This window comes from Ruegeria sp. YTSA135 (assembly GCF_059610165.1).
This window is the reverse complement of record NZ_JBXWNC010000001.1, coordinates 498,612-512,094: the sequence shown is the minus strand read 5'-3', so window position 1 is coordinate 512,094 and position 13,483 is coordinate 498,612. Positions and strand designations below refer to the sequence as shown.

The window sequence follows — 13,483 nt, the reverse complement described above, 5'->3', positions numbered from 1 at the left end:
TCAAGGTGGTATTCCCCCTTTGACTCTTCCTGTCAGGGCGCGCAACATCACGCCAATCAAAAAACAAGGAGTATGAAGATGTTCACCCGTTTTCTGGCGTCAGTCGCGGTTCTGGGGCTGACTGCAGGCATGGCCGCCGCCGAATACAAATTGACGATCCTGCATACGAACGATTTTCATTCGCGCTTTGAGCCTATCAACAAATATGACAGTGCTTGCGGCGATGAAGACAACACCGAGGGGAAGTGTTTCGGTGGTTCGGCACGCCTTGTGACGGCGGTGGAAGAGGCGCGCGGACGGGCCGAAAACTCAATCCTCGTGGATGGGGGCGATCAGTTTCAGGGCTCGCTTTTCTATACCTACTACAAGGGCAAAGTCGCGGCCGAGTTCATGAACAAGCTGGGCTATGACGCGATGACCGTCGGCAACCACGAATTCGATGACGGACCCGAGGTGTTGCGCGGTTTCATCGATTCCGTGGATTTTCCTGTGCTGATGTCCAATGCGGATATAGCGGATGAGGAACTGCTGACCGACAAGATCAAGAAATCCACTGTGATCGAGGTGGGCGGCGAAAAGATCGGCCTAATCGGTTTGACGCCCGAAGATACGCACGACATCGCCTCGCCCGGCCCGAATATCAGTTTTTCTGACCCGGTGCCCGCAGTCCAGGCCGAGGTGAACAAACTTACCGGGGAAGGCGTGAACAAGATCGTCGTACTGAGTCATTCGGGCTTTGGGGTTGACCGGCGCATTGCACAGAAAACCACCGGGGTAGACGTGATCGTGGGCGGACACTCGAACACCTATCTGTCGAACACATCCGACAAGGCCGCAGGGCCGTATCCAACAGTGGTGAACAACGTGCAGATTGTGCAGGCCTATGCCTATGGCAAATTCCTGGGTGAGTTAAACGTGACCTTTGATGATGACGGCAATGTCGTCTCTGCCGTCGGTGAACCGTTGATCATGGACAATACCGTGACAGAGGATCAGGCCGCGCTGAATCGCATCGCCGAACTTGCTGTTCCACTGGATGAAATCCGAAACAAGGTTGTGGCCAGCGCCGCATCTTCGATCGAAGGTGACCGTTCGATCTGCCGCGTTCAGGAGTGTGAGATGGGCAATCTTGTGGCTGATGCCATGTTGGCACGGGTTGCCGATCAGGGTGCACAGATCGCCATCGCCAACTCGGGCGGATTGCGGGCCTCGATTGACTCGGGTGAGGTGACAATGGGTGAGGTGCTGACGGTGCTACCCTTCCAGAACACCTTGTCAACTTTCGAGATCAGCGGTCAGGGCGTTGTTGACGCACTGGAAAACGGCGTCAGCCAGGTCGAAGAGGTCAAGGGCCGCTTTCCGCAAGTTGCAGGTATGACGTTCACGTGGGACCCTTCGGTTGCACCGAACGAAGGCCGGATTACCGAGGTCATGGTGGCAGATGGTGACGGATTTGTCCCGATTGATCCGGCGGCGACCTATCTGGTGGTCACGAACAACTATGTCCGCAACGGTGGAGACGGCTATCATATGTTCGAAGGCGAAGACAAAAACGCCTATGATTTTGGACCAGATCTGGCGGATGTGACGGCTGAGTATCTGGCGCAAAACGCGCCTTACCAACCTTACGTCGACGGGCGTATCAAGCAGAAATAAGCCCACGCGAAGTTAAAGAAAAAGGCCGCAACTTTGGTTGCGGCCTTCGTCATTGCCAGTTACGCCAAATCGTATTCCGGCCAGAGCTTTGGGTCGAAACCGTCTAGCATGGGCTGAAGGTGCTCGGAAACGCTCTGCCACCCGCCGACTGATTTGGTCGAAATTTTGTTGCGCACCTGATCGATACTGGCTGTTCGAACCTGTTTGGTGTTTTTTTCCGGGTGCATCATGGTCTCGCTCCATTCCAGATCACAGAATTCGGCGACGTTCTGGCTGTAGGTCTTTGGATCGGCCACCAGTTTTTCATATGGAACGGTCAGAATTTGGCCCGGGAAGACGGCATTCCAATGGGCAATGTAACGGCGGTACATATTCGCAGAATGCGCGATTGCCGACAGGTTCGAGGCATACCGCATCCCACCCGCCGGGAACCGCCTGATCCACTTGGACAATCCAACATCGCGCGGGTCACGCAACATATTGATTATCTTTGCATTGGGGAAGGCAGACAAAAGGAAGCCGATGATCTGATAGTTATGCGGCAGCTTATCGACAAAAGCGACCGATCCGTCGGGGATCGGCGGCATCAGCTTGCGGAAATCCTCTGCGTATTTTGCTGCGTCTTCCGAACCAAAGCTTTTACCTTGCGACGTATATTCGCGGGCAAGGTCTGCCCCGATTGTTAATTCCCCGCAGCCGGCGATATCCGGGGCCGAACTGAGCATCATTTCCATCAATGTCGTGCCTGATCGGGGTTGCCCCACGACAAACACCGGAACCGGCACGTCGCTGATACCCGAGCTGGGAATCGGTTGATCCACCGGGAACAGGCCGATAACCCTGTTCAGCTTTTCCTCTTCGGCGTCGACGTTATAGGGATTCCCCTCATGCTGAAGGGCATTGGCCTGCTCAAACGCCGGCATCGCCGCATCCATCCCGCTGATCTTCGAGATCAGATGTGCCTGTGCAAACGCCAGCTCGTGATGTTGAATCTCGCTGTTTGAGACTGCGGTTTCAACTGCGTCTAAAAGCTGTGGCGCGTCCTCTTTGGTGGCAACCGTCGACAGTTGCAGCAGGGCCGATATATGCCCCGGTTCCTTCTGCAAAATGCTTTGCAAGAGGTCTTTTGATCCGTTCTTGTCACCGCTTTGGTGAAGGTTCAAAGACTTTTGGAAGGCGATCTTTATATCATCCGGGGCCAGTTCAAACGCTCGGGCGATATCGCGCGTGTTTTCCTCGACAAACCCGATCTTTGCGTAAGCCCGCGCGCGCTTGGCCAGCAGTTTCACGTCATCGGGCTCATTTTCCAGCTTCTTGCTCGCATGTTCGATCATCATGCGCCAGTTGTCGCCCTTGAGATGAATTTCATCCAGAACGCGGTTCAGTTCCTGATTATTGGGGAACTTTTCCAGCTTTTGCTCAATATACTCCAGCGCTTTGGTAATTTGCCCTGTCTGCATCAGCGCGTTGGCCAGATTTTCCACGAATTGCGGATCGTCGGGCTTCATCCGCGACGCCTCAACGAAGTGAGGAATGGACTTCTTGTATTGCTTCATCTCGGTCAGCACAAAGCCCGAAATCGCGTGAAAATCCGCGTCATTGGGGAATTTCTTTGCGCCGAGCTGCGCTTTTTTCAACGCCTGCTGCAGCTTGCCTGCGTCCAAAGCCGCTACTGCCTTGCCTTTAAGGGTTTTCGCTGTTTGATTCTGCATGAGACCCCGTGACACCCTGTGCCTTTATGAAACAACTATTGATGGTTCATTACTCATGTGCGGACGGTTTGCAATAACCCTTCCCAACGACGCGATGGCGCAGCTGTTTTCTGCGCGGCCAGCGAATACGCTGCCATCCGTTCCAAACTTCAACGTATGCCCAACAAATCAGGTCCATGTCGTGCGAAGCGGAGAGACCGGGCGCAGGCTGGACCCCCTACGCTGGGGATTTCTGCCGCATTGGTACAAGACCGAGACCGCAGGGCCATTGCTGATCAATGCACGGGCCGAGACGCTGGCGGAAAAGCCTGCATTCCGGGCGGCCTGTCGTGACCGGCGGTGCCTGATCGTGGCGACGGGGTTCTACGAATGGACCAAGACCGAACAGGGTTCGCGTCTGCCCTGGTACATTCATCGAAAAGACGGCGCGCCGATTGCCTTCGCGGGGGTTTGGCAGGATTGGGGCGCTGCAGACGCGCGCCAAGGCACCTGCGCGATCGTAACAACGCCAGCCAATCGCCATCTCAGCGCCATTCACCATCGGATGCCACTCATCCTCGATCAGGACGACTGGCCGCTTTGGCTGGGTGAGGCTGGCAAGGGGGCCGCGCGTTTGATGAAACCCGGGGCCGAAGATGTTTTGGATTTCTACCGCGTTGACCCTGCGGTGAACTCGAACCGCGCCAGCGGGCCTGACCTGATTAAACCGATCCCAGCCTAACGGCGCACCTTCCTATTCCATTGATCGCAGGATAGACCGTTTGAATGGCTCTGAAATTCGCTGACCTGCAAAACCTGTATGCGCACGCGTTCGACACGGTGATCGACGTGCGCAGCCCGGCCGAATATGCCGAAGACCATTTGCCAGGCGCGATTAACCTGCCGGTTCTGGACAACGAAGAGCGCGCGCGTGTGGGTACCATCTATGTGCAGGAAAGCCCGTTTCTGGCGCGTAAGCTGGGCGCGGCCTTGGTTTTTCGAAATGCCGCCAATCATATCGAACACAGCCTGTCGCATCATGACGGCGGCTGGAAACCTCTGGTCTATTGTTGGCGCGGCGGGCAGCGGTCGGGGTCATTTACCTGGATGCTGCAACAGATCGGCTGGCGGGCAGAAGTCGTCGAAGGCGGCTATCGCTCGTATCGCCGTCTGGTGAAGCGATACCTTTACGACGATCCCTTGCCGTATAAGCTGGTTGCGCTGGATGGGTATACGGGTACGGCCAAGACCGACTTGTTGGGGCATCTGAAATCGCGCGATGTGCAGGTGCTTGACCTTGAAGGGCTGGCCAATCACCGAGGCTCGCTTTTGGGCGAGATGCCGGGCGGTCAGCCCAGCCAGAAAGCGTTCGAATCCGCTCTGGCCGCGGCTTTGAACGCTTTAAATCCAGCGCACCCGGTTGTGGTCGAGGCCGAGTCGTCCAAGATCGGTGCGCGTATCCTGCCACCAAGCCTTTGGACAGCATTGCGCGCCGCGCCGCGTATCTGGATATCAGCGCCGATTGCGGCACGCAGCGCTTATCTGGCCAGTGCCTATGACGATATCCTGTCAGACGCGGATCGGCTGCGGGAACGCCTGTCTCTGCTGCGCGTTCATCGCGGGCAAGCAGTCGTCGACGGCTGGCTTGCCCTGATCGACGCCGGGGATAAGCAGGCGCTGACACGGGCGTTGATGGAACAGCATTACGACCTGTCATATTCAAAATCCAACCGCTCTCAAAATGCAGAGATACTCGCACAGGTGAACATACCCACCTTGGATGAGGCGGGCCTGAATGACGCCGCCGTGCGGATAGGGCAATTTCTGGATCAGCTTTGAAGGCGCAGGCCAGGTTTGCTGGTTACATGGCCAACAACACTTGCCGGATAGCCCGCGTCCCGCAGCTTTTCACACAGCGCCTGCCCCTGTTCGGTGGCAACGGCAGCCAGCAGACCTCCGGCGGTTTGCGGGTCGAACAACAAGTCGGCTTTGCCGCCCGTGCGCAGATCCGGCGCGATTGCGCGGTTATCATCGAAAATCGTGGATCTGACACCGCGATTAGACAATTCCAGCGCGCCGGTCATTAATGGGATCGCGTCCAGATCCAGCACAGCGCCGCAATCCGACGCCTCGCACATGCCCAGCAGATGCCCGGCAAGACCAAACCCGGTGACATCCGTCATCGCGTGCGCTCCGGCCAGAATGCGCGCCGCCTCACCCTGGGGCTGGACCATTTGCCGGAATGCGCTGGCAACCCAGGCGCCGTTTGCCTGACCTGCCATCTCGGCGGCCATCAGCACGCCGCTGCCCAGCGGCTTTGTCAGGATCAAGGCGTCGCCGGCGCGCGCGCCGGACAGCAAAATCGGATCGGTCTCGCACAGGCCGGTCAGGGTAAAGCCGATGGTCATCTCATCCCCCATCGAGCTGTGACCACCCACGATCGCGGCCCCTGCATCGCCCATCACCTCTGCGGCGGTGGCCATGATCTCGGCTAGGGTGCGGCGCTGAAGATCGGGCGACATGCGTGGCAGGATGATCGTCGCGGTTGCCGCTTGCGGGCTGCCGCCCATGGCCCAAATATCCCCCAGCGCGTGTACGGCAGCGATACGTGTCATCAACACCGGATCATCCGTAAACCCGCGCAAATGGTCAGACGTCATGACCTGACGCGCGCCACCCGTTGTCAGCAAGGCCGCGTCGTCGGTGGGCAAAGGTATCACATCGCTACGGTTTGGAGAGGGCAGGGAGCCCAGAACGGATTGCAGCGCGCCGCGTCCGACCTTTGCCCCGCAGCCACCGCACATTGGCTTGTTGCCCAATGCCTCTTGCAACCCGTCTGCATGGTGACGCGGCAAATCCGGGCGCGCCATTGCCGGTAGATCGCGGAACTTGTTCATGAAGCTCTGGTCGATATGGTTTTTCCATTTCCACATCAACGGACCGCTGAACGAGGTGCCAAACCTTTCGGCCAGCGCGGATTTACCGCCCAGCGAGATCAGCTTCAAATAGTCTTTCTGCGGCTTGTATCGCCGCATCTCCCCGGCCCCTAAAGCCGCCCGCAAGTTGTGGAACAGAACCGGAGCCTCACGCACCGCATAGACCCCGGCCTTGGGGCGTGGGTTTTCTGAAAGATGGGCGCAATCCCCAGCGGCAAAGATGACCGGTTCGCTGGATTGAAGATAGCTATTCACCCGGATGTAGCCGTCCTGCAAATCCAACCCGGTATCCGCAACCCAGTCATACGGGCGGGCACCGGCGGCACCGGTCACGAACGCAGCAGGAACGTGCTGGCCGGTTTCAAGGATGATATGATCCTTCTCGATACGCGCAATCGATGTCTGTTCGATCACGTCTATGCCTAGATCGGTCATCGCCTGACGGATCGTTGCTGCTGCTTTGGCTTTTGTTGCTGTCAGTGCATCGGCATTGTCGATCAGTGTTACCTGCGCCGCACGGCCCTTGGACCGCAGGGCGTGGGCCATTGCCATCACCAGCTCGACCCCCGCGACACCGCCGCCAATCACGGCAACCGAGGCGGGGCCGCTGCCATTCTGATAGTCTGCCCAACGGGATGCAAACGGCCCCAGCGGTTTGGCCGGAACCGCGTTTTCGGCAAAGCCCGGCAGGGCAGGCATATCGGATGTGATCCCCACATTGACCGAAGCCACGTCAAATTCAACAGGCGGCCTTCCTGGCACGTGAACCTGCCGCTGTTCGGCGTCGATGCCCTCAACCGGCCCAAGGATAACGCGAGCACCTGCAAAACGGGCCAGGCGCACCAGATCAATGTCCAGCTCGTAGCGCTCGTAATGTCCCGCAACGAAACCGGGCAGCATCCCGGAATAGGGCGCTGTAGGGCCAGGATTGATAACCGTTACCCGCGCGCCGGGTAGGGGGTTCATACCCCACTTGCGCAGCACCAACGCGTGCGTATGACCTCCGCCAATCAGAACCAGATCACGGGTCAGGGACAGCGGAGGGTGATGCATGGAATCTCAGGTCTTGCTGTGGTCTGGGACGTCTTCGACCTGCTCAACCGCGTGGGTGGCCCAACGCTCATCCTCGCCGGCATTCGGCAGATCATCGGGTTTTTCATGCCGGTGTATGTGCCATTTGGCAATGAACAGAGCCGTGATCGGTGCAGTCAGAAACAGGAACAAGGTAATCAGCAACTCATGCAGGGACAGCTTCCCCTCAAGCAAGACCGAGTGGCAGATCGACGCGAGCAAAACGCCGCCGACACCCAGCGTTGTTGCTTTGGTCGGCGCATGCAGGCGCGACATCGGGTCTTTCAGCTTGATCATTCCGTACGAGCCGACAAAGCCAAAAATGCCCGAGATGACCAGAAAGAAGGCGATCAGCAGTTCAAAGATAAATTCCATGTCGCCCTCACTCGATAATATTGCCGCGCAGCATGAAACGCGCATAGGCCACGGTTGAGACAAAACCCAGCATGGCGATGATCATGGCGGCCTCAAAAAAGACCTCGGTTCCCAAGTGAAGCCCGTAGAGGATCAAAAGAGCGATGGTGTTGATCACCATCGTGTCCAGCGCCAGAACGCGCGTGCCAACACCTTCAGCCGAAATGATCCGCCACAGGCACAGCATGATGGCTGCGCCAAAACAGGCGAAAGCAAACCAGATGGCAACTTCGATCATTCGAATATCTCCTTCAGGCGACGTTCATACCGGTTTTTTATCTGGTCGCGCACCGTGTCTGTGTCGGGGGCATCCAGGCAGTGGACCAGTAGGCTGTGCCCTTGCGCGGACAAATCGCAGCTGACCGTGCCAGGGGTCATGGTGATGGTTCCGGCCAGAACGGTTATCGCCTCGGGCGTGCGCAGTTCCAGTGGGATACGGACCCAGTTGGGCTGACGGTCCGCGTCGCGTTTGAACAGGATGATCCGGGCGACGGTGATGTTGGCGATTACGATATCCCACAGGACCACCAGCATATACTCAGCAACCATCGGCCAGTTGCGCAGCTTGGGGCGATCGGGCCAGTAGGGCTGCGTGATGAATGGAATGATGATCCCCAACAGCAGGCCAAACACGACCGAGTTGAGTGACCCGTTATTGGCCAGCAGAACCCACACGACTGTCAGCAGGAAGGTCAGGTGAGGGTGCGGGAAAATCCGGTGCAGAAGTCTCATCATTCTTCTCCTCCCAGAACGGCCGAAATATAGTCTTCGGGTGTAAACAATTGCTCGGCTGTTTTTCCAGCGTAGTTCAATGCAGGACCAGCGAACAGGGTCAGCATCACAAGGCCTAGAACCGCGCCGAACACGGCTGTAAAGGCCAATCCGGGGTTTGGCTCGGGCGGGGCAGCGACAAGGGCTTCTTCACCTTCTACCTTAGGGACCGGATTGTATTGGGCATCGTGGCTTTTCCAGAAAATCATGGTGCCTGCACGTGCCAAGCCGACGATGGTGATGAACGAACCGATGAGGATCACAGCCCAGATCGCACCCGCATCGGGGGCGTCTCGCGCTGCGTCCAGCACAAGCAGTTTGCCGATGAAGCCTGACAGCGGGGGCATGCCCGCCAACGCGATTGCACCGACGAAAAACAGGGCAGAGACAAGCCCGCTTTGGGGCATCGGAGCCTTTGGTTCAATGGCGCCGCCCTGACGCTCCATCACCAGATCGGCCACAAGGAAAAGCAACGCCGTCGCAAGTGTCGAATGAAAGATGTAATACAACGCAGCAGCAGTGGCAGTTTCCGTAAACAATGAGATCGCGATCAGAAGGGTACCCATCGAAGCGATGGCGCAAAACGCCACCATCCGTGCAATATGCTGCGCGCCAAGAATACCGATTGCCCCAACGGCGAGTGTGAGCAGAGCGGCGGGTTGCAGCCATGTCCCGACAAGGCCTTGGGTCGCTTCGACCTCTGGACCGAACCCAAGCGTGTACATCCGCACGATGGAATACGCGCCCACTTTGGTCATGATTGCAAACAGCGCGGCCACCGGCAGCGGTGCGTTTGCGTAGCTGGCTGGCAGCCAGAAATGCAGTGGCAACACGGCGGCCTTGATGCAGAACACCAGCAGCAAAAGCACCGCACCCACACGCAGCAAAGCGGTATCCTCGGCAGGTAGTTCCGCCACGCGAACCGCCATATCCGCCATGTTCAGCGTGCCGGTGACACCGTAAAGTACACCAAGCGCAAACAGAAAGAGGGTCGAGCCAATCAGGTTGTAAACAACATATTGTACTCCGGCCTTTAGCCGAACCGAGCCGCCACCGTGGGTCATCAGCCCGTAAGAGGCAATCAGCAACACCTCGAAGAACACAAATAGGTTAAAGGCGTCGCCGGTCAGGAACGCACCACAGACGCCCATAAGCTGAAAGTGGAATAGGGCGTGAAAGTGTTTGCCACGATCATCCCACCCCGATGCTATAGCATAGAGAACAATCGGCAGGGCAATCAGCGCGGTCAACAGGACCATCATTGCCGACAGACGGTCCAGCACCATAACGATGCCGAACGGTGCGGGCCAATTGCCCAGCTCATACACCTGAATATCGCCGCCTGCGGCCTGCGCGGTGATGGTCAGCGCGATACCCAGCAAGGCCACAACACCCGCGACCGAGAAGATGCGCTGAAGATCAAGGTGATACCGCAACACCATGATAATAAACGGAGCCAGAATCGCGGGCAGGACGATCGGCGCAACGATCCAATGGTTCATGCGTCTTCTCCCGGCGCGTCTACGCTGTCTTGAGCAGTCATGTCGATGTGGTCATCTTTCGAGGACAGATAGGCAGACAGCGCGACCATCACGACCACAGCCGTCATTCCAAAAGAAATAACGATTGCCGTAAGGACCAGCGCTTGCGGAAGAGGATCGGTATAGGGAACCTCTTCGTATTTGTTCAGAACGGCGGGCGCATCCAACGCAAGACGTCCGGTAGCAAACAGGAACACGTTCACGGCGTATGTGATCAGGGAAAGCCCCAGGATCACCGGGAATGTGCGGCGACGCAGGATCAGGAAAATCCCCGCAGCGGTCATGACGCCTACGGCAGAGGCAACGAGCGCTTCCATCAGGCCTGCTCCTTCAATTCGTCAACTTTAGGGTCGTTCCTCAGCGGATTGATATCCATTGGGAACTCTTGTGCCATTCCGGGTTGCCATGCCAGCCGCGAGAGGCTGTCCAGCGCCAACATCACCGCGCCGAGCACGGCAAGAAATACACCGGTGTCAAACAGCAGTGCGGTGGCCCATTCGAACTCTTCCAGCGGCGGCCAGTGGATATAACCAAAATCGCTGGTCAGGAATGGGCGTTCGTTGAACCATGCCCCGATCCCGGTCGCAGCTGCGATAAGAACACCCCAGCCAATGGTGCCATGGTAGAAAAACCGTTGCCTCTCAATCGCCCAGGTATAGCCGCTGGCCATGTATTGCATCAGGAATGCGATTGCGACGACAAGTCCTGCGATAAAGCCACCACCCGGCTGGTTGTGGCCGCGGAAAAAGATATAAGCGCCAACCATCAGGGCGATCGGCATCATCACTCGGGTTGCTACCACCATCATCAGGGGATGTGAATCCCCCGACTGCGGCCAGTGCGGCTTGCGGTTCAGCAGATAACCGCGAACATTTGTGCTTAGAACGGACTCGGTCAGGGCAAAAATGATCAGGGCGGCGATGCCCAGAACAATAATCTCGCCAAAGGTGTCAAAACCCCGGAAGTCCACGAGGATCACGTTGACGACGTTGGTGCCACCGCCCCCCTTGTACGAGTTGGCCAGATGAAAGTCCGAGATCGTCGGGAAGGCAAAATCTCTCAGCATCACGGCATAGATTAAGGCCCCGGTACCAACACCCGCCACAACCGAGATCGCCGCATCACGCCAGCGTCGCGCCGGGCTGCTGTCCCGCGGGGTATCTGTGGGCAGGAAATTCAGCGACAGCAGCAGCAGGATCATCGTGACCACTTCGACCGAAATCTGCGTCAGCGCCAGATCCGGTGCCGACAGGTAGTTGAACGCCATCGAGACGATCAAACCGACCACGCCGATCAGCACCAGCGCCAGCAGGCGGTTGCGGTGGAACCACATGATCGCCAACGTCGCACCGACCAGACATATCCAGCCGATAATAGGAAGAGGCGGAGCTGGCAGTGGCTGGCGTGTTACCGGGCTAATTGTGCCTGACGCGTAGGCGTAATAGCCAAGTCCAACGGTAAACGCGACAACGATGATAGCATATCGGCTGAGCACGCCGTTATGCAGTGTGTCAGTGATCCAACGGCTGAGTGTGGTCAGCGCGCCTATGATGGCCTCAAAGATAACCTTGGCTTCGGGTCGGGGCAGAGCGTTCCACAGGGCATTGCTTTGGCGATACAGGGACAGCAGGACCAGACCTCCGACAACGGCCACGACCGACATGTAAAGCGCCGGGGTAAAGCCGTGCCACAGTTTCAGCGAGTAGTAAGGCAGTTCCGCCCCGCCAAGCACGGCGCTAGAGACAACTGCAACCAGCGGTCCTACGATGGCTGCCGAATACAGTCCGATCAGAACAACCAGCACCACCAGGAAAGCCGGGGCCAGCCATAAGCCAACAGGCGGGTCATGCGGATGATGGGGATAATCCGTGCGTTCCGGTCCAAGGAAGACGTGGCTGACAAAGCGGAAGGAATATGCCGCCGAGAACAGTGCTGACAGCAGGGCCAGCCCGGGTACCACGTAATGCGAATTGAGCCACGTGGTGTGAACCGTCTCTTCCAACATCATTTCCTTGGACAGGAACCCGTTCAGCGGTGGCAGGCCAGCCATTGACAGGGCGGCAGTGGTGCCAATGGTGAAAGTTAACGGCATCAGGTGACGCAGCCCGCCCAGACGTTTGATGTCGCGGGTGCCCGTCTCGTGATCCACGATCCCGGCAGTCATGAATAGCGCGGCTTTGAAGGTTGCATGGTTGATGATGTGGAACACAGCCGCCACAACGGCGAACTTCGTGCCAAAACCCAGCAGCATCGTCACAAGGCCCAGATGCGATACGGTCGAGAACGCCAGTAGCGCCTTTAGGTCATCTTTGAACAGGGCAATGCATGCGCCCAGCAGCATTGTGATCAAGCCTGTGGTTGCCACGATGTAGAACCAAGCGTCCGTCCCAGCCAGAACCGGCCACATCCGCGCCATCAGGAACAGTCCGGCCTTCACCATCGTTGCCGAATGCAGATAGGCCGAAACAGGCGTAGGTGCTGCCATTGCGTGCGGCAGCCAGAAGTGAAACGGGAACTGTGCAGATTTGGTAAAACAGCCCAGCAGGATCAGGATCAAGGCTGGCAAGTAATAGGGCGATGCCTGAATCAGCTCTTTGTTCTGCAAAATGACACTTAGGTCAAAAGATCCTGCGATATTGCCAAGGATCAGCATCCCGGCAATCATCGCCAACCCGCCACCACCGGTTACGGCCAACGCCATTCGCGCGCCTTGCCGCCCTTCAGGCAGGTGCTTCCAATAGCCGATCAGCAGGAATGAGCTGAGCGAGGTAAGCTCCCAGAAAATAAGCAAAAGCAGAATATTGTCCGACAGAACGATCCCGACCATCGCACCTTGGAACAGCAGCAAATAGGTGTAGAACTGCCCCATCGGGTCTTCACGAGACAGGTAGAACCGAGCGTACAGGATAATTAGCAATCCGATCCCGAGGATCAGAAGCGCGAACAGAAATCCAAGCCCGTCCAGCATGAAATTCGCATTCAGTCCCAGCGCAGGTATCCACTCGAACCGTGCGGTCACGACATCTCCGCGCATGACGGACGGTATGTGGATCAAAAGACCCATAAGGGCCAAAAAGGTCGTAAGCCCCGCGGCCGAGGCTGCTGCGTTTCGACCTGCCCGGATCAGCAGGGCTGGTAGTACAGCTCCGAGGAAGGGAAGGGCCGCGATAAGGAATAGGGACAACTGCGATACTCCGGGGCTGTGCGGTCAATGTTATAGATTTAGAATGGATAATTTAATGACTGTTCAGAAAATGCAAGGTTTCGACCTGTTCTAAAAGGTACATATTGGTTGCATTATAGCTGCGCTACAATGACGCGAACTTGATCCATGGGCCGGATTCCATCACAGCGCAAAGCTCAGTGTCGTGATAGAACGCCCTATCGGCGTAAAAGGGTACCG

General features: G+C 57.4%; 11 protein-coding genes. 3 read left to right on the top strand and 8 right to left on the bottom strand.

Features of this window, described 5'->3' with window-relative positions; genetic code table 11:
• Window positions 1-78: 78 nt before the first annotated feature.
• A complete protein-coding gene (locus AC2FIT_RS02515) occupies window positions 79-1,656 on the top strand; it encodes a bifunctional metallophosphatase/5'-nucleotidase (protein WP_496826285.1) in 1,578 nt (525 codons plus the stop codon).
• A gap of 59 nt (window positions 1,657-1,715) precedes the next feature.
• Here the strand turns inward: AC2FIT_RS02515 and AC2FIT_RS02510 are convergent, their stop codons facing one another.
• Window positions 1,716-3,368 carry a tetratricopeptide repeat-containing sulfotransferase family protein gene (locus tag AC2FIT_RS02510; protein ID WP_496826283.1) on the bottom strand — a complete coding sequence of 551 codons (1,653 nt, stop codon included), beginning with the start codon at window positions 3,366-3,368 and terminating at the stop codon, window positions 1,716-1,718.
• A gap of 55 nt (window positions 3,369-3,423) precedes the next feature.
• On the opposite strand from AC2FIT_RS02510, the gene AC2FIT_RS02505 reads away from it, so the two are divergent.
• Entirely contained in the window at window positions 3,424-4,089 is a 666-nt protein-coding gene (locus AC2FIT_RS02505; protein ID WP_496826281.1) for an SOS response-associated peptidase, read from the top strand.
• 44 nt (window positions 4,090-4,133) lie between these two features.
• On the top strand, window positions 4,134-5,186 hold the full coding sequence (gene mnmH, locus AC2FIT_RS02500) for a tRNA 2-selenouridine(34) synthase MnmH (protein ID WP_496826279.1): 1,053 nt from the start codon (window positions 4,134-4,136) through the stop codon (window positions 5,184-5,186).
• On the opposite strand, the gene selD is transcribed toward mnmH, so the two are convergent.
• From selD to AC2FIT_RS02465, 7 genes are read right to left on the bottom strand one after another with little or no spacing between them, the layout of a single operon-like run.
• The gene (gene selD, locus AC2FIT_RS02495; protein ID WP_496826277.1) at window positions 5,177-7,336 is read right to left on the bottom strand and encodes a selenide, water dikinase SelD; all 2,160 of its coding nucleotides are present in this window, start codon (window positions 7,334-7,336) and stop codon (window positions 5,177-5,179) included. The two genes, mnmH and selD, sit on opposite strands and share 10 nt — an antisense overlap.
• A 6-nt stretch (window positions 7,337-7,342) precedes the next feature.
• Window positions 7,343-7,729, bottom strand: a complete 387-nt coding sequence (locus AC2FIT_RS02490; protein WP_496826275.1) for a Na+/H+ antiporter subunit G — start codon at window positions 7,727-7,729, stop codon at window positions 7,343-7,345.
• Window positions 7,730-7,736: 7 nt separating this feature from the next.
• Window positions 7,737-8,006 carry a K+/H+ antiporter subunit F gene (locus AC2FIT_RS02485; protein WP_068332324.1) on the bottom strand — a complete coding sequence of 90 codons (270 nt, stop codon included), beginning with the start codon at window positions 8,004-8,006 and terminating at the stop codon, window positions 7,737-7,739.
• A complete protein-coding gene (locus tag AC2FIT_RS02480; protein ID WP_496826515.1) occupies window positions 8,003-8,500 on the bottom strand; it encodes a Na+/H+ antiporter subunit E in 498 nt (165 codons plus the stop codon). The genes AC2FIT_RS02485 and AC2FIT_RS02480 overlap by 4 nt, the downstream gene beginning before the upstream one ends.
• Window positions 8,500-10,041, bottom strand: a complete 1,542-nt coding sequence (locus AC2FIT_RS02475) for a monovalent cation/H+ antiporter subunit D (protein WP_224889415.1) — start codon at window positions 10,039-10,041, stop codon at window positions 8,500-8,502. Before AC2FIT_RS02475 ends, AC2FIT_RS02480 begins: the two co-directional genes overlap by 1 nt.
• Window positions 10,038-10,397, bottom strand: a complete 360-nt coding sequence (locus AC2FIT_RS02470; protein WP_068332315.1) for a Na+/H+ antiporter subunit C — start codon at window positions 10,395-10,397, stop codon at window positions 10,038-10,040. Before AC2FIT_RS02470 ends, AC2FIT_RS02475 begins: the two co-directional genes overlap by 4 nt.
• The gene (locus AC2FIT_RS02465; protein ID WP_496826272.1) at window positions 10,397-13,264 is read right to left on the bottom strand and encodes a monovalent cation/H+ antiporter subunit A; all 2,868 of its coding nucleotides are present in this window, start codon (window positions 13,262-13,264) and stop codon (window positions 10,397-10,399) included. The genes AC2FIT_RS02470 and AC2FIT_RS02465 overlap by 1 nt, the downstream gene beginning before the upstream one ends.
• Window positions 13,265-13,483 lie beyond the last annotated feature (219 nt).